Annotated in this window: 17 protein-coding genes; 7 read left to right on the top strand and 10 right to left on the bottom strand. The window is 66.6% G+C overall.

The genetic code is table 11. The features are described from left to right. The first annotated feature begins 31 nt into the window (after nucleotides 1–31). Entirely contained in the window at nucleotides 32–262 is a 231-nt protein-coding gene (locus tag ASD86_RS18910; RefSeq protein WP_036104330.1) for a hypothetical protein, read from the top strand. Between the two features lie 171 nt (nucleotides 263–433). On the opposite strand, the gene ASD86_RS18905 is transcribed toward ASD86_RS18910, so the two are convergent. From ASD86_RS18905 to ASD86_RS18875, 7 genes are all read right to left on the bottom strand, one after another. Beyond that, nucleotides 434–1,228: a 2,3-dihydro-2,3-dihydroxybenzoate dehydrogenase gene (locus tag ASD86_RS18905; protein ID WP_056114171.1), complete on the bottom strand. Its 795-nt coding sequence runs from the start codon at nucleotides 1,226–1,228 to the stop codon at nucleotides 434–436. Next, a complete protein-coding gene (locus ASD86_RS18900) occupies nucleotides 1,225–2,052 on the bottom strand; it encodes a siderophore-interacting protein (protein ID WP_056114168.1) in 828 nt (275 codons plus the stop codon). The genes ASD86_RS18905 and ASD86_RS18900 overlap by 4 nt, the downstream gene beginning before the upstream one ends. Continuing rightward, nucleotides 2,049–3,398, bottom strand: a complete 1,350-nt coding sequence (locus ASD86_RS18895; RefSeq protein ID WP_056114166.1) for a condensation domain-containing protein — start codon at nucleotides 3,396–3,398, stop codon at nucleotides 2,049–2,051. The genes ASD86_RS18900 and ASD86_RS18895 overlap by 4 nt, the downstream gene beginning before the upstream one ends. Then, nucleotides 3,398–4,276, bottom strand: coding sequence for an isochorismatase family protein (locus ASD86_RS18890; protein WP_200957267.1), 879 nt, complete (start codon nucleotides 4,274–4,276; stop codon nucleotides 3,398–3,400). Before ASD86_RS18890 ends, ASD86_RS18895 begins: the two co-directional genes overlap by 1 nt. Next, the gene (locus tag ASD86_RS18885; RefSeq protein WP_255357303.1) at nucleotides 4,273–5,964 is read right to left on the bottom strand and encodes a (2,3-dihydroxybenzoyl)adenylate synthase; all 1,692 of its coding nucleotides are present in this window, start codon (nucleotides 5,962–5,964) and stop codon (nucleotides 4,273–4,275) included. Before ASD86_RS18885 ends, ASD86_RS18890 begins: the two co-directional genes overlap by 4 nt. 11 nt (nucleotides 5,965–5,975) lie before the next feature. Then, nucleotides 5,976–7,241 carry an isochorismate synthase gene (locus ASD86_RS18880; protein ID WP_082578496.1) on the bottom strand — a complete coding sequence of 422 codons (1,266 nt, stop codon included), beginning with the start codon at nucleotides 7,239–7,241 and terminating at the stop codon, nucleotides 5,976–5,978. A gap of 400 nt (nucleotides 7,242–7,641) precedes the next feature. Next, on the bottom strand, nucleotides 7,642–8,994 hold the full coding sequence (locus ASD86_RS18875) for a glycoside hydrolase family 16 protein (RefSeq protein WP_056114160.1): 1,353 nt from the start codon (nucleotides 8,992–8,994) through the stop codon (nucleotides 7,642–7,644). 298 nt (nucleotides 8,995–9,292) lie between these two features. Here ASD86_RS18875 and ASD86_RS18870 point away from each other — a divergent pair, with 298 nt between their 5' ends. The 6 genes from ASD86_RS18870 to ASD86_RS18845 all read left to right on the top strand — a co-directional run bounded on the left by ASD86_RS18870 (nucleotide 9,293) and on the right by ASD86_RS18845 (nucleotide 16,601). Then, nucleotides 9,293–10,801, top strand: a complete 1,509-nt coding sequence (locus ASD86_RS18870) for an MBL fold metallo-hydrolase (RefSeq protein ID WP_082578495.1) — start codon at nucleotides 9,293–9,295, stop codon at nucleotides 10,799–10,801. Nucleotides 10,802–10,993: 192 nt separating this feature from the next. Then, a complete protein-coding gene (locus tag ASD86_RS18865; RefSeq protein ID WP_056114155.1) occupies nucleotides 10,994–11,485 on the top strand; it encodes a CopL family metal-binding regulatory protein in 492 nt (163 codons plus the stop codon). Nucleotides 11,486–11,672: 187 nt separating this feature from the next. Further along, entirely contained in the window at nucleotides 11,673–13,478 is a 1,806-nt protein-coding gene (locus tag ASD86_RS18860) for a copper resistance system multicopper oxidase (protein ID WP_056114152.1), read from the top strand. 95 nt (nucleotides 13,479–13,573) lie between these two features. Beyond that, the gene (locus ASD86_RS18855; protein ID WP_235567842.1) at nucleotides 13,574–14,527 is read left to right on the top strand and encodes a copper resistance protein B; all 954 of its coding nucleotides are present in this window, start codon (nucleotides 13,574–13,576) and stop codon (nucleotides 14,525–14,527) included. A gap of 298 nt (nucleotides 14,528–14,825) precedes the next feature. Then, entirely contained in the window at nucleotides 14,826–15,254 is a 429-nt protein-coding gene (locus ASD86_RS18850; RefSeq protein ID WP_056114148.1) for a hypothetical protein, read from the top strand. 132 nt (nucleotides 15,255–15,386) lie between these two features. Continuing rightward, a complete protein-coding gene (locus tag ASD86_RS18845; RefSeq protein WP_056114146.1) occupies nucleotides 15,387–16,601 on the top strand; it encodes an FAD-dependent oxidoreductase in 1,215 nt (404 codons plus the stop codon). Nucleotides 16,602–16,652: 51 nt separating this feature from the next. Here the strand turns inward: ASD86_RS18845 and ASD86_RS18840 are convergent, their stop codons facing one another. The 3 genes from ASD86_RS18840 to ASD86_RS18830 form a co-directional block, all read right to left on the bottom strand. After that, entirely contained in the window at nucleotides 16,653–20,717 is a 4,065-nt protein-coding gene (locus tag ASD86_RS18840) for a transporter substrate-binding domain-containing protein (RefSeq protein WP_082578493.1), read from the bottom strand. A gap of 10 nt (nucleotides 20,718–20,727) precedes the next feature. After that, nucleotides 20,728–21,375 (bottom strand): response regulator, encoded by a 648-nt coding sequence (locus ASD86_RS18835; RefSeq protein WP_056114140.1) that lies wholly within the window; start codon nucleotides 21,373–21,375, stop codon nucleotides 20,728–20,730. A gap of 811 nt (nucleotides 21,376–22,186) precedes the next feature. Further along, nucleotides 22,187–22,921 (bottom strand): OmpA family protein, encoded by a 735-nt coding sequence (locus tag ASD86_RS18830; RefSeq protein WP_056114137.1) that lies wholly within the window; start codon nucleotides 22,919–22,921, stop codon nucleotides 22,187–22,189. Between the last annotated feature and the right edge of the window lie 146 nt (nucleotides 22,922–23,067).

Genomic DNA, 23,067 nt, shown 5'->3' with positions numbered 1-23,067 from the left:
TCGTCTCATCATCCAGATCGAGGACAGCATCATGTCGACCATCAGCTACGCCGGTTACGGCGTGTGGAACAGCACCAACGACGTCACCAGCAAGGTCACCCAGCAGTACGCCAACAAGCAGCGCGAGTTCTTCGCCAACAACGGCGACTACGGCGATCCGGCGCCGGGCGAGCGCAAGTATCTGTACATCGTGTGGAACAACAACGGCAGCGCCAGCGGCGTGGTCGGCGAAGACGACAGCCGCGGCATCATCCTTCCGTAAGCCGCGGCGGAACGTTTCTTGCTTGAACCGATTTCGTACGACACCGGGTTGGCCTGGGCGACCGGGCCAGCCTGGCATGATGCGTTGTGCCGCCCACTTCACTCACCCAAGCCCCACCTTGCCTCACTGTTTCATTGAAGACACATACCCGCCGCCTATCGTGCAGTAACTTCAGGCATCCAACGTCGCCCCGCCATCCACGCGCAAGTCGTGCAACGTGATGTGACGCGCACGATCCGACAGCAGGAAACAGATCGCCTCGGCGATGTCGTCCGGATCGGCGATGCGTTGCAGCGGAATGCCCAGCCGATAGCGTTCGGCCACGCCCATCAGGATCTCGCGCCGTGCCTGTTCGTCGTGAGCGAAGGCACGCTGCATCGCGGTGTCGGTCGAACCCGGCGATACAAGATTGCAACGCACACCAAACGGCGCCAGTTCCAACGCCAGGCAACGCAGATACTGGCTCGCCGCGGCCTTGGACGCCGCATAGGCCGCCATGCCCACGCGCGGCGTGGCGGCCGCGTTGGAGCCGACCGCGACGATGCTGCCGCGACCGCGCGCCTGCATCGACCGCGCGACCGCGCGAGTGGTGGTGAACACCGCGCGGGCATTGACCGCCATGCACGCGTCCCAATCGTTCGTATCGAGTTGCAGGCATTCGCCAACCCGCAGGATGCCGGCGACATGCGCCAGATGTTCGATAGCGCCGAACTCGCGTTCAATCTCGGCCACGGCGCTCTCGACCGCGGCCGCATCGCACAGGTCCAGCGCCCGCGCCCATACCGTCGCGCCGTTTGCTCGCAATTGTGCGACCGTGCCGGCCAACGAATCCGCATCGCGATCGATTAAGGCCAGCGCGGCCCCCTCGCCCGCCAGCCGCAGCGCAGTCGCCGCGCCGATGCCTTGCGCCGCGCCGGTGACCATGACGACCCGGCCAGCAAATTCCCCTGTGCCCGCGCCGCTCATGCCTGCGCCTCGTCGAACGCGTCCATGATCCGATGGCGTTCCTCGTGATACGTGTCTTCGTCCCAGCGGTCCTTCCAGTACGGCACCGCGTACATCATCGAGCGGTGAACGCCACGTTCGCCGGCGAGGAAATCGCGGATCGCCACAACCTGCGCGCTCTCGCCGGCCAGAGTTACCGAGATCGATTCGCCATCCGGCCATGGCAATGCCCGCACCGCATCGAGCAGCAAGCGGCTCGCGCCCGCGGGCTGGCCGTCGCGCGACAACCAACGTGCGCGCAAACGCGGATGCGCCGGCAGCCCCTGGATCTCGCTCGCGTCGGGCACCTCGAGCAAGGCGTCGATATCGACGCTGTCGGGCAGCTTGGCGATCACCGCGCACAGCAAGGCATAGCTGCTTGGATCGCCGATCAGCACATGCCGCTGCGCGTCGGTGCGAAACAGTTCCGGCCCGCCGGGTCCGGCCAGGCCGAGCGGATCGCCGACCCGTGCCGCGCATGCCCAGCGCGACGCCGGCCCGTCATCGCCGTGCAGCACGATGTCGACATCGATCTCGTTCAACTGCGGATCGATGCGCGCCACGGTGTAGGTGCGGATCAGCGGCCGGGTCGCGCCTTCGGGCCAGACCGGGCCGTGCTCGCCCAGGGTCGGCAATTGCGGCGCTTCGCCGGCCAGCGCAGGAAACAGCAGCTTGATATGCGCGCCTTCGCTGCCGCCCGGGAAACCGGCCAGATCGACGCCACCCAGGGTGATGCGCCGCATCTGCGGAGTGCGTTCGGCGATGCGCAGCACCCTCAGCAAGCGGGCACGGGGACGCGTGCTCATGCGGCGCGCACCGCCGGTTGCGGATCGATTCGCGGATCGATGCGGCCGGCCAGGACCTCGATGCGGCACTCGGGTTCAGCGATGACCCGTTGCAGCAGGGCCACCAGCGCCGCGTGGTGCTCGGCGAGACAATCCGCATCGTAGGCCTGCGGATTGGCTTCGATATCGAAACGCACGCCATCGGCCATCGGCGACACGGTGATGTCGAGATCCTCGACCGAACCGACCGAAATCGGATGCGCGCGGCTGCCCAGCCCTTCGAACACGAAGCCGCGATCGAACGGCATCAGATTGACCACCGGCCCGTACAACTGCGCATGGCTGTCGGTCAGGCCGAGATCGTTGCGCAGCCATTCGTAGTTGTAACGCTGGTGTGGCCGCAACTCGCGCAACTGCGCCGCGACCGCGCGGGCCAGCGAATCGAAGCCAAGTTGCGGATCGATCCGCAGGCGCAACGGCACCACGTTCATCGCCATGCACGGCACGCCGAGCGCGGCCGTGCCGAGCCGGTTCATCACCAACAGACCGATGCTTAGGTCGCGCTCGCCGCTGCGCGCATACATCCAGGCGAAGATCGCCGCCATCAGCCAAGCCGACCAATCCACCCCGAGCTGGCGCGCGGCGGCCTGCCATTGCGCGTACTGTGCGGGCGGCAACAAGGCCCGCTGCGAATGCGAGCTGTCGCCAGGCGCGCACTTGAGCCCCAACGTGACCGGCTCGCCCTGGCCACTCAGTGCTTGCGACCAGTACTTGCGATCGTCGACGAAACGCGCCGATTGTCGGTAGGCCGCTTCCTCGGCGATCACCGGCGCCAGCGACCAGTCGCGCGCGGGCGCCGCTTCGCGCCGCGCGATCCGCGCCGAATACAACTCGGCAACGCGATGGATCAGCAGCAGATAGGCAAACCCGTCCAGCGCGATGTGATGCACGCGCAGATACCACAGGTGACGATCCGCGCCGAGCCGGATCAGGGCGCTGGCGAACAACGGACGCCGGGCCAGATCGGCCTGCCGCAACAGGTCTTCGCCCATCCACTCGCGTGCGCTACGCCACGGATCGGCGCAGTTCGAATAATCCTGGCGCCCGATCACCACCGGACGGTGCGGGTCCAGCGATTGCACGACCTCGTCGCCATGCCGGACATAGCGCATATGCAAGGCATCGCAGGCGCTCAGGGTCTCGCGCACCGCGTCTTCGAGCGCGGCTAGATCCAGCGCGCCGTTCAATTCGATCGCTTCGGCGGTCCAGAACGACGGGCTGTCCGGATCGAGTTGCTGGCCGGCCCACATGCCCAGTTGCGGGCCACTCAATGGCAACGCCAGCGTGTCGAGTGCGTCGCGATCCATCACGCCGCCCGCCTCGATTCGATCAGGTCCCACCACTCCGACACGCTACCGCGTTCGGCCAGTTCGACCAGACCGATGCGCTCGCCGCGCGCCGACCAACGCTCCAGCAAGGTCATCAGCCGAATCGAATCCAGCCCGGCCTCGAACGGATTGTCCTGCGCGTCGATCTGCTCCAGCGGCAGTTCCATGATCAGTGCCAGTTCGGTGCGCAGCGCGGTCAGGCTGCGCGGCAGGCCGACGCCGTCGGCCAGCGCCTGGACGCACGAGGCGCGATCGCTGACCACGCCGCAGCGGCGCGAGACGTAGTTCAGCGCCAGCGCGTGTTCCTCGGCCGAGAAATCGGCGACCGCATCGGCGATCAGGAACGGCTGGATGTCGTGCATGAACGCATCGGCGACGGTCATCATGCAACCAATATGGGCGTAGATGCCGCACACGATCAGCTGATCGCGGCCTTGCGCGCGCATGCGTTCGCGCAGGTCGCTGGACACGAAGGCGCTGTAACGCCACTTGGTCAGCACGGTGTCCTGCGGCCGCGGCGCGAGTTCGGCGGCGACCGGCGCCAGTTCGGGCTTGGCGGTGATGCCCGGCCCCCACCACGGTTGCAGCAGGCCGCGCTGGACCGCGCTCTGCTGCGTAGGCTGCGCGGTATAGACCACCGGCACGCCGGCATCGTCGCAGGCATCGCGCAAGGCGCGGATGTTGCCGATCAGCTCCGGCACCGGCGCCTGGGCGCGGTCGTAGAAGGCGAGGAAATACTCTTGCATGTCGTGGATCAACAGCACCGCCCGCGCCGGATCGGGACGCCAGTCGACGCGGTTGGCCGGCCACGACTCGGCGCCGGGCATGGGGTAACTGGCGATGGTGGGAATCGTCATGAGTGCGCTTCGCTGAGAGGGGAAGTGGAAAAAATCGAGGCGGAGGAAATCGCAGCGGTCGGCGGTGCGAACCGCGCGCGCAGCGCCTTCTTGTCGGCCTTGCCGACCGCGGTGTACGGCAATGCATCGACCAGTTCGACCCGGTCGGGAATCTTGTAGGCGGCGATGCCGCGTTCGCGTAGGAAGCGCTGCAGATCGCGCGGCACGATCGGCGATGCATCGGCCGCACTCGGACGCAGCACCACGAACGCACAGGATTTCTCGCCGAGCCAGCGGTCCGGCATCGCCACCAGCGCCGCATCGAACACCGACGGATGTTCGAGCAGATGGCTTTCGACTTCCTCGGCCGCGATCTTCTCGCCGCCGCGGTTGATCTGGTCCTTGGCCCGGCCTTCGACGATCAGATGCCCCGATGGCAGACGCCGCACGCGGTCGCCGGTGCGATAGAAACCGTCGGCGGTGAACGCGCGCGCATTGTGGGCGTCGGCGCGGTAATAGCCGCGGATCGTGTACGGGCCGCGGGTCAGCAGGTGGCCGATCTCGCCATCGGCCAGATCGTTGTCGCCGTCGTCGACCACGCGGATCTCATCGTGCGCGCTGATCGGCCGGCCCTGCGTGCTCAGCACCACCTCGTCGGGATCGTCGTCGCGGGTGTAGTTGACCAGCCCTTCGGCCATGCCGAATACCTGCTGCAAGCGGCAACCGAATGTCCCGGGAATACGTCGCGCGACATCACCGGCCAGGTGTGCGCCGCCGATCTGTATCGTCTGCAGGCTGGACAGGTCGTAGCGCGCGAGCGCCCGCGATTCCAGCCATGCCAGCGCCAGCGAGGGCACCAGCGCGGTCCAGGTGACCCGTTCGCGCGCGATCAGGGCGAAGCACGACTCCGGATCGGCCTGCCTCGCCAGCACCACGCAACCGCCGACATGGAACACGCCGAGCGCGCCGGGCGAGCTCATCGGAAAGTTATGCGCGGCCGGCAGGGCGCACAGGTACACGCAGTCCGAGCCGAGCCCGCAGATCTCCGCGCTGGCGCGGACGCTGTAGAAATAATCGTCGTGGGTGCGCGGGATCAGCTTGGGCACGCCGGTACTGCCACCGGACAACTGCAGGAACGCGACGTCCGAGGCATCCGGCAAGGCTTGCTCGAACGGTTCGTCGAGCAGCGAATCGAAGGCGATAAACTCTTGCGCCTCGCCGACCACGATCACCTCGCGCAGGCAGGGTTGGGCCGCGCGCACCTCGCGCATCAGTTCGCGAAAATCGAAGCCGGCGTCGCGATCGGCGATCACACAGGCGCGGATCTGCGCGTGTTCGACGAAGTAGCCGACCTCGGCGCGGCGATGCGCGGGCAAGGCGAACACCGGCAACGCGCCGAGGCGGAACAAGGCATGGCAGGCGACGTAGTGTTCGGCGAAGTTAGGCAGTTGCAGCAGCACCCGATCGCGACGACCGATGCCGATTCGCGCCAGACCCGCCGCGAACCGGCGCACCTGTTCGTCGAAATGCGCGTAGCTCCAACGCCGTTCGCCGCAAACCAAAGCGGTGCGATCAGGGTATTGCGCGGCCACCTGGGCCAGTCGCTGATACAGACCGACTCCGCTCCAGTAGCCCAGTTCGCGATAACGCGCGGCGAATTCCTCCGGCCACGGAGTGAACCCGGGCAGCGGTGTCGCTGCGATGTTCACTGCCTGCGCGCTCATGCCCTGCCCTGCGCGCCGTCGGTGTCCGCCGCATGCGCCAGCCCCATCGCGCCGAGCATGGTGCCGAGCTTGGCCGTGGTTTCGGCAAGTTCGTCCTGCGCTTGCGAACCCGCGACGATGCCGGCACCGGCGAACACCGTCGCGCATTCCTCTTCGACCACGGCGCAGCGGATCGTCACCGCCCATTCGCCGTCGCCTTCGTTGTCGCACCAGCCGACCAGGCCGGTGAACAGGCCGCGCTCGTAGCCTTCGAATTCGCGGATCACCTCACGCGCTTGCTCGGTCGGATAACCGCATACCGCCGGTGTGGGATGCAGCGCCAGTGCCAATCGCAGCGAACTGGTCGACGGATCGATCAGCACGCCGTCGACGCGGGTCGACAGATGCCACATGGTCGGCGTGGCGATCAGCGACGGCGAGGCCGGCACTTGCAGCTCGCGGCAATACGGCCGCAATGCCGCCGCGACCGAGCCGATCACCAGCGCGTGTTCGTGCAGGTCCTTGGCCGATTGCAGCAGGCCGCGCGCACGGCGCTGGTCTTCCTGCGGATCGGGGTGGCGCGGAATCGAACCGGCCAGCGGATTGGAAACGATGCGGGCGCCGCGCTTGGACAGCAGCAGTTCCGGGCTGGAACCGATCAAACAGGCCTGCGGCCCGCCCGCACCGGCGAGGTCGATCGCGAAGGTATAGGCGCCGGGCGCGCGCGCCAGCAATTGACCGAGCAACTGCGGCACGTCCACACGCGCGGCGATGCGCAGACTGCGCGACATCACCACCTTGCTGATTCCGCCTTCGACGATGCGATCGAGCGAGCGCTCGACATTGCGCATGAACTGCGCCGGCGCCGGCACCGGCTCGACCTGCGGCATCGGCCGTTGCTCGGCGTTCAACGCGCTCAGCGCCGCGCCGCGATGACGCGCGCGACCGGCGGCGAATACCGCCTGCGATGGCACCCACATGCGCGAGGGTTCGTCGCTGGCGAACGGCACCGCGCCGATCATCGGCAAGCGGCCGGTTTCGGCGGCGACATACGAGAGCAATCGCTCGCTGGCGCCGGCCAGGTCGTCGTCGATGCTGTGCGTCAGCGACTGCAACACGCCGCGCGCATGCAACTGGGTCGAAGCCGAGGAAAACAGCGAGTCGCGCGGCTGATAGTTCGACAGCAAGGCCGCGCCGGCCGCGGACGCAACCGCCGACAAGGCCGGCGCGGGCGCCAGCGCGCGGTCTTCGATCCCATGCAGGGAATGCGCTTCGCCGATCATCGCCAGGCTCCGCACCGCGCTTGCGCGACGATCGAAGCGGCGCGGTCGGAATGGATGCTGCCGAAATGGGCACAGCTCTGCGCGCAAGCCGCGCGACGGAATGCGTTCACTTAGTCACCTGCAAGCTCTGAATGTGATCGAGCTTGCGGGCGTGAACGCCGGCTGGCAGGAGGGACGGGACAGGCCCGTCGGGATGCGGCTTAAAGTACGCCAAGCCCGCCGTATCGGCAAGGTGTTGCGATGCAGCAAGCGCTTGGCTTGTGATGGCGCACACGCGAGTAATCCGCGCTCGCCGCCCGCACAAGCGGGCCAAGCGCGAACCGCGTCACAGCGCGTGAAGTTCGCACTGCGACGCGGTTCGCGGGATCGACTACCGAATCACGCTCGGCGAAGTCCGGACTCAGAAGTCCTGGTAGTAAACATTGTCGATGAACACATCGACGTTGCTGCCCGGCGGATCGGACACCAGCATGAACATCTGCTTCACCGCATGCAGGTCGAGGTCGTGGAATGCGCTGAACGGAATGCTGACCTCATGCCATTGGCCGTCGCGCACCAGACCGTATTGCTGGCCGCCGTTGACGAAATCGATCCAGCTGTCGCCGAACGAAGTGCTGATGCCGATCTTGAAGATCGACGGCGTGGTCGTGCGCATATGGAACTTCAGCTTGCCGGGCGCGAAGCGGCTCATGTTCTTGTAGTCGGTGGCGACACCCAGCCCGTACCAGGCTCCGGCGTTGGCGCGGAACGCCAACAGCTGGCTGCCTTCGAACGGCGACGCGGCGATCGGGGTGAGGTTGTTCCACAGGTAAAGGTTCGCATCGCCGTTGTAGTTCAGACGCGCGTTCATGTCGCTGCGTTCGGTGAACACGCCAAACTTGCCGCTCGGCGGATTGGCGCCGGTGTACAGGCTGCTGCCGGGGTTTTGATACAGACGGATGTAGTCGATCTCCATGCGCCCGGGCAAGGGCGCGGTGATACCGCCCGCGGTCGGGATGCCGGTGTAGTTGCCGCCGACCGCGAGATTGAGCAGCAGGAAATACGGCGCGTGGAATTCATGTAGCGAAGCGCCTTCGATATTGGAAATGGCGAACTCGAAGAATTGCTGGCCGTCGATCGACACGCGCACGAATTGCGGGTCCCAGGTCAGGCGATAGGTGTGGAAGCCGCCGTTGAGATCGCTGCCGCTGTTGAAATCCTGGCCGTAGTCGGCCTGCGATCCCTGGTAGTCCCAATGCACCGCCGCGCCGACGCGGCGGTTGGTCATGTTGGCGGCGATCGCCGCGGCCGAACCCATTTCCAGCAGATCGATCTCGCCGCGCGCCGGCCAGTTGCCGGTGGTGCCGAGCATCCAGTACGCCGGCCACAGGCCGTTGCGCAGGTCGGGCACCTTGATCCGCGCTTCCAGGGTGCCGTACTTGAAATGCATGCGGCCTTCGGTCTTCAGGCGCGCCGAAGTGAAGCCGCGGCTGCCGAAATTCTCGCGCCGCGCTTCGATCACCAGGCTGCCATTCTCGATGCGCGCGTTTTCCGGGCGACTGGTGTAGTACTGCAATTCGTTGTTGCCCCAGCCGCACAGGCCGATCTGGCAGCCGTCGCCGACGTCGTAGATCCATTTGTTGCCGTCGATCGAGGGGCCGTTGAAATTGTCTTCCCAGACCAGGGTCTGGGCCTGCGCGGTTTGTGGCGACAACCAGACGCCGGCGGCGATCAAGGCCGCGGCGGACACTGCGTATGCGCGTGCGAAGTTCATGGTGCGCTCCTGAAGGGGGACGGACCCGCGCTAAAGCTCCGCGCCGGGTTCGCGGCCGAAGCTGTCTTTCTATGACAGCGCTGTCAACGGCTTATTTCCGGCCTTTCCTTTTATCGGGACGGGTTCACACTCCGGATGTGGGCTGGTTGGTAATCCCCTGCCAGACGCAGGCGATGCGTGTTGCACGACAGCACGCGCGTCCGACTCAGTGATTCGCGCGCCGGTTCGGATTTCGCAGATCGCCCACTTGCATCTTCGGTGGCGGATAATCCCGGTCTGCCTGCTTTGCCGAATTGATATGACTATGCTGTCGCGTTTGCTGTTGTGGATGGTGTTGGCCGCGGCATCGCCGGCCTGGGCCGCCACCGTCACCCTGCCCTCGCGCTGGAGCCACGGTGCCGGCGACGAACCGCCGCTGCAAGTGGAGCCCGTCGCGCCCGGCTTGTGGGTGTTGCGCCAATCCCGGGCCAGCAATTTCGAAGCGCCGTTCCTGTACCTGATCGCCGGCAAGCAACGCGCCTTGTTGCTCGACACCGGTGCCGAACCGGAGGTCGACAACTCGTTGCCGCTGCGCGAAATCGTCGACGATCTGCTGACGCAATGGCAGCGCGAGCAAGGTGTGAGTTCGCTGTCGCTGATCGTCGCCCACACCCACAGTCATCGCGATCACGTCCACGGCGACAGACAGTTCGCCGATCGTCCCGATACCCACATCGTCGGCCTGCGTCCCGAGCAGGTCGCCAAGGTCTTCGGCCTGGATCGCTGGCCCGACGGCGAGGCTTCATTCGACCTGGGCGATCGCGAACTGATCGTGTTGCCGCTGCCGGGGCACGAACCTGCGCATATCGCGATCTACGACAAGCAGACCGCCAGTTTGTTCAGCGGCGACACGCTGTATCCCGGGCTGCTGACGGTGCGCGATCTGGCCGCGTACCGGGCCAGCGCCGAGCGACTGACCGGGTTCGCGCGGCGGCATCGGATCGAGCGCGTACTCGGAGCGCATATCGAGATGAGCACGACACCCGGGGTGCTGTATCCGCTCGGCGGACCGTATCAGCCGCACGAGCACGCGCTGGCGCTTGGCGCGAAACAGATCGCGCAATGGCAGGCCGCGGTGACCGACGCGGGCGATTTCGTGCATGAGCACGTCAGCGACGATTTCGTATTGGGCCGTGTCGCTCAGCCCGGCGAATTCGCCGACCCGCCTAACACCCACGGCATGCTGGTGGTCGGCACCGATGCGGTCTATCTGTCGCATCTTCCGATGTTCCATCCCCCGCATCACTATCAACTGATTTTCGAAGCGAATCTGCCGGCCGAGGTATTGCGCGGCTATCGCGAGGATGCGGCCGCGCATCCGGACACGTACTACACCCTCGCCCCGACTCAGCGCTGGGTGTTGCCCGACACGATCAAACCCGACGCGCATTTCAAGGCCGACCTGTATCGCGGTCATTTCGAACGCGGCGGCACGCCGATCGCGCGCGACATCGATGTGTCGGTACGAAATATCGTGCATTTCCGCCGGTTCGAAGCGGGTCGGTCAGAAGCAGGCCGCACCCCGCAGCCTTCGCGCTGGATCGGCTTCGGCCGCGGCAGCCAGCGCTTCGCGGCGCATCGGATCGAAGCCGCGCCGGACATGGATCAGATCGTGCAGATCACAGCGCCCGCCGGCGCGGCGCGAATCGAGGATCAACCACTCATCCATCCGACGCGAGGCAGCGCCGAGCTGCGTCGCGGCGATCGCATCGGCGGCGGCCGGGTCGAACGGGTGATCTACACCGAGTACGGCGACCTCGCCCAATGAGGCCTGCCCGATGCGGCGTCGACGGCTTGGATCGGCGAGGTCTGAATCGACGAGTCCGGATCGATAACCTTCCTATAGGGGAAGGTTGATCGCGACGGCGAGGACTCACAATCCATTAACGCGCGCATCGCCGAAACGGTTGAAACTCGCGTCCACCTGCACCATCCTGTGCCGCACTCGATCCGGCGCCCCATGACCTATTTCTCGCTCCTGCTGCGCATCATGCTGATCGTCTCGATCAGCCTGAACGGTTACGCCGCCGCGGCGATAACCGTCGGCGGCGCGCACGCGATGCATCGGGCGCATGCCGTCGCGGCTGCATCGAGCGATGCGGCATCGAGCGAGTCGGCGATGACGGCCGAATGCCACGAAGGCATGACGGCCGGCATCGACCATGCCGCCATGAATCACGACGGCATGAACCGCGCTGGCATGCACCACGCCGCGATGAATCACAGCGCCGAAGCGGCGACCGCGCAGTCCGCGGACGCCACGCTGTCGGCCCAGCCCGACGATTGCTGCGGCGGCTTCCGCTGCCAATGCGACTGCACCCACGCGGTCGCGATCGTGCGGGTCGCCCTGCGTCTGGCGCCGGCCCTGGCCGGCCCCGCGCTCGCCCTGCCGCCGGAAGCGGCCGCGCCCAATGGCGTGTCGAGCCTACCGATCCGACCTCCGATCGCCTGATCGCAACGACTGGGCCTGACCCGGTTTACGACTCCGCGCAGATTTCACGCAGCCTCGCGAGCTTTCTCGCGACCCTGCACGCGTCGGCATCGTTCGTTCGCGCACCTTGACGACCATCCATTTGGGAAGGATCGCAGGCCGCGCACATCGCGAGACATTCGCGACTCTTCCAGTTGTGGGAAGCCCAATGAACAGATTTTTCTCCGACGACGGCGGCGCATCGATCGATGCCGGCCGTCGCCGTTTCATCACCGGCCTGGCGGTCGGCGGCCTTGCCGCGGGCAGCGGTCTTTGGCGTTCAGCCTATGCCGCGCCGACGTTGGCCGGCATGCCGCAGGTATTGAGCGGGACCGAATTCGATCTCTCGATCGGCTCATCCCTGGCCAACTTCACCGGCAAGACGCGCCCGGCGATCACCGTCAACGGCACCCTGCCCGCGCCGATCCTGCGTTGGCGCGAAGGCGACACAGTGACCTTGCGGGTCGCGAACCGGCTCGCCGAAGGCATGAGCTCGATCCATTGGCACGGCCTGATCCTGCCGGCCAACATGGACGGCGTGCCGGGCCTGAGCTTCGACGGCATCCATCCGGGCGAAAGCTACGTGTACCGCTTCCGGGTCGGGCAATCGGGCACGTACTGGTATCACAGCCATTCGATGTTCCAGGAACAGGCCGGGCTGTACGGCGCGATCGTGATCGATCCGCGCGAACCGGCGCCGTTCCACTTCGATCGCGAGCATGTGCTGCTGCTGTCGGACTGGACCGACATCGACCCGGCCGCGTTGTTCCGCCGCCTGAAAAAGATGTCGAGTTACGACAATTATGCCAAGCGCACGGTCGGCGATTTCATGCGCGACGCGCGCGAACGCGGGCTCGCCGCGACCCTGCGCGATCGCGGCGAATGGGGCCGCATGCGCATGACCCCGACCGACCTGTCCGATGTCAACGGCAACACGTACACCTATCTGCTCAACGGCGCCGCGCCGGCCGGCAACTGGACCGGGCTGTTCCGCCCGGGCGAAAAGGTGTTGCTGCGTTTCATCAACGGCTCGGCGATGACTTACTTCGACGTGCGCATCCCCGGCTTGAAAATGACCGTGGTCGCCGCCGACGGCCAGTACATTCATCCGGTCACGGTCGATGAATTCCGCATCGCGGTGGCCGAGACCTTCGACGTGCTGGTCGAACCCGCCGGCCAGGACGCGTACACCATCTTCGCCCAGGACAACGGTCGCACCGGGCATGCGCGCGGCACTCTGGCGGTGCGCGAAGGCCTGCAGGCCGAAGTGCCGCCTCACGATCCGCGGCCGTTGCTGACCATGGACGACATGGGCCATGGCGGCATGAGCGGCATGGACCACGGCGCGATGGGCGGCGGCGGTCACGACATGAGCAAGATGAAGGGCATGGAAGGCGGCTGCGGCGCGAACATGGGCATGGCCGGCATGGATCACGGCGCGATGCAGCACGGCGCCGCGGCCACATCCGCCAAGGGCGACGAACGTCTGATCGACATGCGCGCGATGGCGACCTCGCCCAAGCTCGACGACCCGGGCATCGGCTTGCGCAACAACGGCCGCAAGGTGCTGACTTACAGCGACTTGCGCAGCCTGTTCGACGATCCCGATGGACGCGAACCCAGTCGCGAGATCGAACTGCACCTGACCGGCCACATGGAGAAATTCGCCTGGTCGTTCGACGGCCAGAAATTCATGGGCGCCGAACCGATCCGCCTGACCTACGGCGAGCGCATGCGCATCGTCCTGGTCAACGACACCATGATGACTCACCCGATCCATCTGCACGGTCTGTGGAGCGATCTGGAGAACGAGGCCGGCGAGTTCCAGGTGCGCAAGCACACCATCGACATGCCGCCGGGAACCCGACGCAGTTACCGCGTGCGCGCCGATGCGCTCGGCCGCTGGGCCTATCACTGCCATCTGCTGTACCACATGGAAGCCGGGATGATGCGCGAAGTGAGGGTCGAGGAATGAACACGATGCCGTCCCTCCCCTATCGCACGCTCGCCCTGAGTCTGGCGCTGGGGTTGGCGGGCGCCGCGCAGGCGCAAGGTCACGACCATTCGAAGATGGATCACGCCGCGCATCAGCCGACGCAAAAGACGCCTGCGAAACCCGCGGCCGCGGTCGATCACTCGACGATGGATCATTCGAAGATGGATCACTCGGGCATGGATCATTCCGGCATGGGCGAGGCGAAGGTCGCCGCGCCCGATGCCAAGCCCGCGCCGATGGATCACAGCCAGATGGACCATTCGCAAATGGACCACTCGCAAATGAGCGGGACCAAGCCCGCTGCCGCCGCCAGCGAACCGCGCGAACCGATCCCACCGCCCACCGACGCCGATCGCGCCGCCGCATTCGCGCCGATCACCCTGCACATGCAGCACGCGCCGGAGTTCAATCATTACGTGTTGATCAACCGTCTCGAAGCGGTCGATGCCGAACACGGCAACGCCCAGGCTTGGGAAGGCCAAGCCTGGTTCGGCAACGACACCGACCGGCTGTGGCTGCGCAGCGAAGGCGAACGCGAGGATGGAAAGGTCGAATCGGCCAACCTGGAAGCGCTGTACGGCCGCGCGATCTCGCCGTGGTGGGACGTGGTCGTCGGCGCCAAGCACGACCTGCGCCCCGGGCAGGGACAGACCTGGGCCGCGTTCGGCGTACAGGGCATGTCGCCGTACAAGTTCGAAGTCGCGGCGACCGCTTACATCGGCGAAGCCGGGCGCACCGCGTTGAACTTCGAAGCCGAGTACGAACTGCTGCTGACCAACCGGCTGATCCTGCAACCGCTGATCGAAGTCGACCTGTACGGCCGCGACGATCCGCAACGCGGGATCGGCGCGGGCCTGAGCACGGTCGAAGCCGGCCTGCGCTTGCGTTACGAGATCACCCGGCGGTTCGCGCCCTACCTCGGGGTGACCTGGGAACGCGCGTTCGGCGATACGGCCGACTATCGCCGTGCCGCGGGCGAAGACAACAGCGATGCGCGGTTGGTGGCCGGCGTTCGGATGTGGTTCTGACCCGCGTGGTTTGTCGTTGAGTCGTGGCGTCGCCGAATCTGGTGACGCCCTGGGCAAACAGGCTGCCGGTAGCGATCGGTGCTTTGCACGGACCTTCGCAAAGCGTGAACGCGAGCATATTGTCGTTTGCACAACGGCTGCATCGACCACGTCCGGGTTCCAGCCCGGGCGTGGTCAGCGCTCGTATCTCCATGAATTTCATGGCGCTTTGGCTGAACGAAAGCGCGCGCGGGTTCAGCCCGACCGGCCGACAGGCTATGATTCGGCCAGGACGAACCGGCCTCACCGAGGAGCCACCATGTCGATCAACTCCAAGGCCCGCCGCGACGCCAAGAAGCGCAAAATCGCCAAGGCCCGCAACGCACCGTTGCCGGGCCCCAGCATCGAACCGCACGCCGAACTGCGCGACGCCCAAGGGCGTTTGCTCGGCGGCATCGTGCGCCGCGAAGGCGAATGGACCCTCGGCCTGGGCGGGCGCATCGTCGGCGGCTCGGAAAGCGCCGCGCGGGTGCTGGCCTTGCTCGAACGCGCGGCCGATCTGCACCGGCGCGACGGCCTGGAGGTTCGCCTGGGCTGCTCCAGCGCGCTGCGCACCGCGGCGAACACCGAGGTCGCCGAACGCGGCATCAGCTTCGAACAGTTCCAGCTCGAACTCGAAAAAGAACTCGCGATCGACCCCTCGCCCGGTTTGCACGTAGTGCAGCCGATGAGCGAAGTGCGTCACTGAACGCTTCACCGTAGCCGCCGCGTCACGCCGATCGAATACGCCATTGGCGCGATGTAATCACCCCGCCGTTACGCCGCGCCGGGTCTGCTAGGGGCATGACCTACTCGCCCCTTATCTCATGCGTTTGATTCCGTGGACCTGAAAAGCGGCTATCCCTTCTGGGCGATCCGCAATGGCCTGATGCACGCGTTCCCGCGCCTGGAGCGCGATCTGCGCTGCGAGATCGTGGTGATCGGCGGCGGCATCAGCGGCGCGTTGATCGCCGACGAACTGGCCGCTCACGGCCACGACGTGGCGGTGATCGAACAACGCGATATCGGCTGGGGCAGCACCGCCGCCAGCACCGCGTTGTTGCAGTACGAGATCGACACCCATCTCATCGACCTGTGCAAGCAATACGGCGAGGCCGACGGCGCGCTGGCCTATCGCGCCTGCGCGCAGGCGATCGACGATCTGGGCGAAGTCGCCCGCGGCTTGCGCGACGTCGACTTCCGCCGCAACGCGAGCCTGTATTACGCCAGCAAGCCCGGCCACATCCCGGTGCTGCGCGAGGAAGCCGCGCTGCGCAGCCGGCATGGCCTGGCCTTGCGCTGGCTCGAAGCCGATGCGCTCGAGTCCGACTACGGCCTGCAGGCGCCCGGCGGCATCCTCAGCGAATGCGCGGCCTCGGTCGATCCGTATCGCATGGCGCAGCGCTTGCTCGCGCGGCTGCGACGCAACGGCGCGCAGGTGTTCGATCGCACCAAGGTGCAGAGCATGCGCGCGACTCAACGCTCGGTCGAATTGCGCACCGAAGATGGTCTGCGCGTACAGGCCGAGCATGCGGTGATCTGCGCCGGCTACGCTTCGCAGAAGTGGATCGATCAGCGCCTGGCGCGCAACCGCAGCAGCTACGCCTTCGTCACCGATCCGCTGCACAAGGACGAGCTGCAGGCGCTCGACACCACCATGGTGTGGGAATCGGCGCGGCCGTATCTGTACATGCGCAGCACCGGCGACGGCCGGTTGGTGGTCGGCGGTTGCGACGATGCGATCGATCTGCCGGCGCGACGCGATCGCCGGGTCGAGTCGAAGGCGCAGGAACTGGTCAAGAAAGTCGGCAAGCGTTTCGCTCGCCTGCAATTGAAACCGGCCTTCGCCTGGGCCGGCACCTTCGCCGAGACCGCCGACGGCCTCCCCTGGTTTGGTCCGCATGAGCAACACGGCCCGCGCGTGCAGTTCGCGATGGCGTACGGCGGCAACGGCATCACCTACAGCATGATCGGCGCCGGCCTGGTGCGGGCGCAGATCGAGCGCCGCAAGCATCCACTGGCGCGTCTGTTTTCGTTCGAGCGCGGCGAACGCTGACGCGGCTGGCCTGCGGTTTCGGGCAGGCGCGAAACACCGCGGCGGCCTGGTTCAAAGCGTCGCGGCCAGGCGTCCTTGCAGGCCGCGCACGCCGCGGGTGAAATCGGCCACCGCGAGATCCAGATCGGCCACCGCTTCGCTTCGCAGTTGCGCTTCCAACTGCTGCCCGATCCGGGCCAATCCCACATCGAACAAGGCGATGCTGCCGACCGCGCGATGCACCGCGGCGGCCGCGGCCAGGCCGCTGCCGCTGGCGATCGCCTGATCGATCCGGGCCAGATCCTGTGGCAATTCGCGCAGCAGCACCGGCACCACCTGCTGCAACCCCGGCGCGACCACCAGCGCCGGCGCGGCGGTGGACGCCGTCTCGCCCGACTCGTCGCCCGCCTCGGCCGGCAGCCAACGCTGCAGGGTTTCGCGCAATTCCGACAGATGCACCGGCTTGATCAGATACGCGTCCATGCCCGCGGCGATGCATTGATCGACCTGCTCGGGCAAGGCGCTGGCGGTGATGGCGACGATCGGCAGGCGCGATGCGCCGCCGTGATCGCCATGCTCGCCAGCGCTGCTTTCGCGGGCACTGTTTTCGCGAGCACGAATCTCGCGGGTCAGGGCGTAGCCGTCGACCAGCGGCATCTGGCAGTCGGTCAACAGCAGGTCGTAGCGTTGCTTGCACAACGCGGACAGGGCCGCGTTGCCGTCTTCGCACAGATCGCAGCCATAGCCCAGTTGCGCGAGTTGACGGCGGATCAGCTCGCGATTGACCGCGTTGTCCTCGACCACCAGGATGCGCGCGGCGCGCGGCGCCTCGATCGCGGCGAGCGGCAGGCGGTCGCCATGGCCCTCGCCGGACGGATCGCGACACCAGGCGCAGGCGCGCACGACGTGCAGATGCAGCAGCGGATTGGCGTCGATGACGTAATCCGCCACGTCCGCCGAATCCGGCTGGCGCACCACCCGCACCGTATCGGTTGCTTCGCCGTCGACGAACAGCAGCTCGACCGCGTCGCCGGGTTCGACCATCTGGTTGCCCAGCGCCGCCAGTTGCTGCCGCAGCGCATCGGCGCGACGCGGATCGCGCACCGCGACCGCAACCCGCAGCGGCGCCGGATCGCTGACGGGCAGCTCGGCTCGGCTCAGTGGCAGTGAAGCGATCACCCGCGTGCCCTCGCCTTCGCGGCTGTCGATATGGATCGTGCCGCCCATCAACTCGACCAGACTGCGGCAGATCGACAGGCCCAGGCCGGTGCCGCCGAAACGGCGCGAGGTCGAATCGTCGGCCTGATGGAACGGCTCGAACACACGCGCGACCTGTTCGGCGCTCATGCCGATGCCGCTATCGCCGATCTCGATGCGCAGCCGCGCGGGCGATGCCGCGCCGCCATCGTTTGCTGGCGATACGGCGTCATCCAGCCCCATCGCCAGCCACACGCCGCCGTGCTCGGTGAACTTGACCGCGTTGCCGAGCAGGTTCAACAGCACCTGCCGCAAGCGCATGGCGTCGCCGAGGTAGCAACGCGCGACCGCGGCGTCGATATGTACGTCCAGGCGCAGGCCTTTCTTGCGGCAGGCCGACGCGGTGTGCATGGCGACCGCGTCGGCGAGCACGCGCGGTTGCAGCGGCGCGTGTTCCAGGCGCAGATGGCCGGCCTCGATCTTGGACACATCGAGAATGTCGTCGAGGATGTCCTGCAACGAGCGCGCCGAGTCCTGCATATGCCCCAGCAGTACCTTCTGGTCCTCGTTCAAGTCGGACTGGCCCATCAGTTCGAGCATGCCGATCATGCCGCCCATCGGCGTGCGGATCTCGTGGCTCATGGTCGCCAGGAAATTGGATTTCGCCCGGGTCGCCGCTTCGGCCTGTTCCTTGGCCGCGGCCAGCGCCTCGGCCTGGGCATGCGCGTCGGTGATGTCGACGAAGTAGCCGGCGTAACTGGCCTGACCTTCATCGTCGTCCGGTTGCGGACGTTGCGGCAGCGCGCTGACCCGCACCCAGCGGACCGACCCGTCGTCGGTGAGCACGCGAAAATCCGCGCTGATCTCGCCGCGGGTCAACGCGGCGTCAGTGATCGCCCGGCTCAGGCCGCGCCGATCGGCGGGATGGATGCGCGAATAGATCAGCCGCTCCTCGGCGACGAGGCGTTCGGCCTCGACCCCGAACAACAGCTCCGGGCGGCCGGTCAGATAGGGAAAACGGATATGCCCGCTGGCGCTGCGCTGCGCCTTGAACACCACGCCGGGCAGATTGCCGGCGACTTCGCGCAGCTTGCGGTCGGCCAGTTCGCGACGGCGCGATTCCTGGCGCAGACGCAGGTAGAACGCGCTGATCGCCGCGATCGCCAGCAGCGAACCGGCCACGATCAGGATCACGTTGGACCAGGCCAGGCCGTAGTTGTAATCGGCGCTGATCCAGTGGGTGTGGATGCGCTGGCGTTCGGCTTCCGACAGGCCCGACAGTTGCCGGTCGATGATCGGAATCAGCGGCGCCAGGCGCTCGTCGACGACGAAGGCGATGTCCTCCTCCATGTCCGCCGGCGCGACCTGGAACGAGCGCGGGTCGAACTGGGTGTTGATGACCTGATCGATCACCGCCAGATTGCCCACGTGCGCGTCGACCTTGCCGGCCGCGACCAACCGCAGGCCTTCGGCGTGAGTGGTCACGCCGACCACGCGCGCGTCCGGCGCGGCCTTGAGCACCGCCGCGCCGATGCGGTGCAGCTGATTCACCGCGACCCGCTTGCCGGCGAGACTTTCCATGCCGATCGCGGCCGGATTGTCGTGGCGGGTCACGATTACCGTGGGCATGCGGTCGACCGGCTGGCTGTAGACCCAATGCTCGCCGGGCAAGCCGCCGATCGGAACCAGGGCGATATCGGCGGTGCCGGTCAGCATGGCGTTGGCCACGCTCTTGTAGCCATTGCCGAACACCGGTTCGAATTGCACCCCGAGGTGCTCCTCGACCATATGGATGTAGTCCGGCAGGATGCCCTCGGCCTTGCCGTCGCCGTCGATGGTGCTCAGCGGCGCGGAATTGTCGGCGATCGCGATGCGTAGCTTGGGCTGCTTGCCCAGCCATTCGCGCTGCGCGTTGGTCAGGCTCGCGGTGCTGCTTTCGTCGAGCGTGTCCTCGCCCAGCCATTGCGTGCGCAGGCGCGCGATGCGTTCGGGGTCGCGCTTGAGTTCGGCATCGACCAAGCGCAACAGCGGCAATTGCGCGTGCGGCGCGGTATACAACAACGAGACCACCGGCTCGCGTATCGCCGCCGGCAGCTGATCGGTGGCCAGGACGTTCAGATGTGCATAGCGATCGTGTTCGAGGTGCCAGCGAATGACCGGCGGCGTATCGAAGTACAGATCGGCCCGGCCCTCGTCGACCAGCCGCAGGGCTTCGCCGACGCTGCCGACTTCGATCAGCTGCGCTTTCGGAAACCAGTCCGGCGCCTGCACCTGGATCTGCGAGCCCCTGAGCACTGGAATACGCATGCGCTTGAGGGTTTCGCTGTTGATGACCCGGGTATCGGCGCTGTGACGCACCGCGTACACGCCCAGTTGCAGGTAGGGATCGGTATAGGCGATGCAGCGGGTGCGCGCGGTGGTCAGGGTCACGCTCATGGCCAGGTCGACCCGACCCTCGCACATCGCCTTGGCGATTTCATCGACATTGGCCAGCGGCACGTACTTCAGCCGGATGCCCTTGGCGCTGAGGATCTCGCGGATCAGCGCCACGCTCATGCCCTGCGGCTTGCCCTGATTGTAATCCGCATGCGGCATCGCGCCGTAGGTCGGCACGGCCAGGCGCACGACGCTCGGCAAGGTCGGCGCGCGTGGCGCGTCGGACGGACGTTGCGCGCTGGCGGGCGCCGCCGGGTTGGCAGTGACTACGGTGTTCGGCGCGGGTGCATCCGACGGCGGAGCTGCGACGCTGGCCGCGTTTTCGACGCCGGGTTGCGACGAAGGATCGGGTGCATTCTGCGCTTCCAGCGGCGACAGCCCCAGGCACAGCATGCACACCAGCGCGCAGGCCCAGCGGCGCCGCCACGCCGATGACGGGGCCGTCGCCGTCGCGGCTTTAAGCGTCGTCGCCGAAGCCGCTTCGATGTCAGGCGCGCGAGGCATCCCTACCGGCTCAGGACACCAGGCCCATCGAGCGGGCGTAGTCGTAGATGTCCAGATCGTTCTTCAAGCCGAGCTTGTCCATCGCATCGGTCTTCTGGCGACTGATGGTCTGCTTGCTGCGGTGCAGTTTGGCTGCGATTTCCGAGACCGAATTGCCGGCCACGAACAGGCGCAGCACCTCGGTTTCGCGCGGCGACAGCGCCTGGTGTTCCTCGCGCTCGCCGCCGCTGCCTTCCAGCGCGCCGCGCAGCGCTTCGCCGTAGTACTCGCGGCCCTGCATCACCGAGCGCACCACGTTCGGCAACTCGGTCGCCGCGGCGGCCTTGTCGAGCAGGCCGCGCACGCCGGCGTCGGCGATCGCGCGCAGCACCGGCACGTTGCTGATCATCGTCAGCACGATCACCGGCAGATTGGGATAGCGGCGGCGGATCATGCCGATCAGGGTCAGCCCGTCGCCGGCGCGGCTGCCGGGCATCGAGAAATCGGTGATCAACAGATCCAGCTGGGTTTCGGCCAGCAGGTTCAGCAGTTCGTCGGCGTTGGCCGCTTCAGCCACCACTTTCCAGTCTTCGTTGAGACCCGAAGCGGTTTCGAGCAGCGCGCGCACGCCTGCGCGAACCACGGGATGATCGTCGGATAGGGCGATGCGCAGACTCATGCAAGGCTCACAGTGAATTCTCTTGACGGATGACCACCCGCCGGATCGCCTGGTTTTTCAGTTCGAAATCCCGATTCGGGGATTCGAGTGCCGACTCCGCGGCGACGGTCGTTGATCCGGTTGGCGCTGGTGACACGGTGCCGCGGTCCGACGCTTCTCCGCTCCACCTGCGCGCCGCGCATTCCCGGCCTGGGCGACCGTGGCGATGGCGGGCAGTTTGGTGGCGCGCTGCGACTGCGGTGGCTTGCTCTATCGCCTGCCCGCCTGGATCGAAAGTTGGCGGACTTATCTCACTCATCGTGGCTTGCGCATCAATCAGGACACCATCTGCGGACATTTGCGGCACATTGCGTAGAAGCCACAGGCATGGGCGTGGGCGGCGGCGATGAATGGGCAGATAGGCGAAGTCCTGGAGCGGCCGGGTGGTGGCGGATCAACAGGGGTAATCGTGGATTTCGTCCGAAGGCGGACATCCATGGCCGAAGATCGATTCGGCGGTGGCTCTGCAGGCTCGTGGCGCGGGATTTATCCAGCGCGGGCTCGTGCGATCCCGCTCGGGTCGCATGCTGAATTCGACGAAGTCCGGCGTGGCGGCGATGACGATTCGATCGCCAAGGCCGGCGGCTTATCGATAGGATCAGGATCCGCCTGGCCGGCCGATCCGATACTCGTCATCGCCATGCGCGGCGAGACCACGGCGTCATGCAAACAAACGGGCCGCATGCGCGGCCCGTTTTACTGCTTCCACGATATCGGCTTCGCCGCGACGGAACTTGCGTCCGTCTTGGCCGAAGCTCATGCCGCGATCAAGTCACGAACGAACCGGAACCAGGGTGATCTCGACGCGGCGGTTCTGCGCACGGCCGGCATCAGTGTCGTTGCTCGCGATCGGACGGGTCTTGCCGGCGCCGGTCAGGATGAAGCGGTCGCGCACCAGGCCCTTGGACATCAGGTAATTGCCGACGCTCGCCGCGCGCTGTTCGGACAGGCGCTGATTGACCGCGTCGGTGCCGATGCTGTCGGTATGGCCGGCGACTTCGACGATGGTCTGGTTGTACTCGGTCAGGGTGCTGGCGACGTTGTCGAGCACGCCGTAGAACTGCGGGTCGAGGTTGGCGCTGTTGAAGGCGAAGGTGATGTTGCTGGGCATGTTCAGGGTGATGTTGTCGCCCTGGCGGACCACGTCGACGCCGGTGCCGGCCATGCGATCGCGCAAGGCGCGTTCCTGGCGGTCCTGATAGTTGCCGATCGCACCGCCGGCGAGGCCGCCGACGCCGGCGCCGATCAGGGCGCGCTGACGACGTTCGGTCGCATCGTCGCCGCTGAGCAGACCGGCCGCGACACCGGCGAGCGCGCCGATCAGGGCGCCCTTCTGGGTGCGGTTCATGCCGCCCTGCTGCTGCGGCTGGTTTTGGCCCTGCGGGTACTGATTATTGGGGTAAGGCTGTTGCTGGCCGCCGTAGTAGCCGCCACCGCCGGTGGCGCAGCCGGCGAGCAGCGCGGTCATGGTGGCGGCCGCAAGCGCGAGCTTGAGTTGGGTCTTCATGGGGAATCCTCGTCTGTGTGGCGGAGCGCACACAAGCTAATCACGTCGCCGTGGGGGACGAGTGACGAGGCCGGCCGCCTGTTCAGGCGACGGCAGGCGTAAACCGTTTTCAGGTGTCTTGAAGGCGTGGGGTGTTGTGCGAGCGC

This window comes from Lysobacter sp. Root690 (genome assembly GCF_001427785.1).
Taxonomy (GTDB): domain Bacteria; phylum Pseudomonadota; class Gammaproteobacteria; order Xanthomonadales; family Xanthomonadaceae; genus Lysobacter.
Note: the sequence above shows the minus strand (reverse complement) of the source record. Positions and strands in the feature narration are given on the sequence as shown.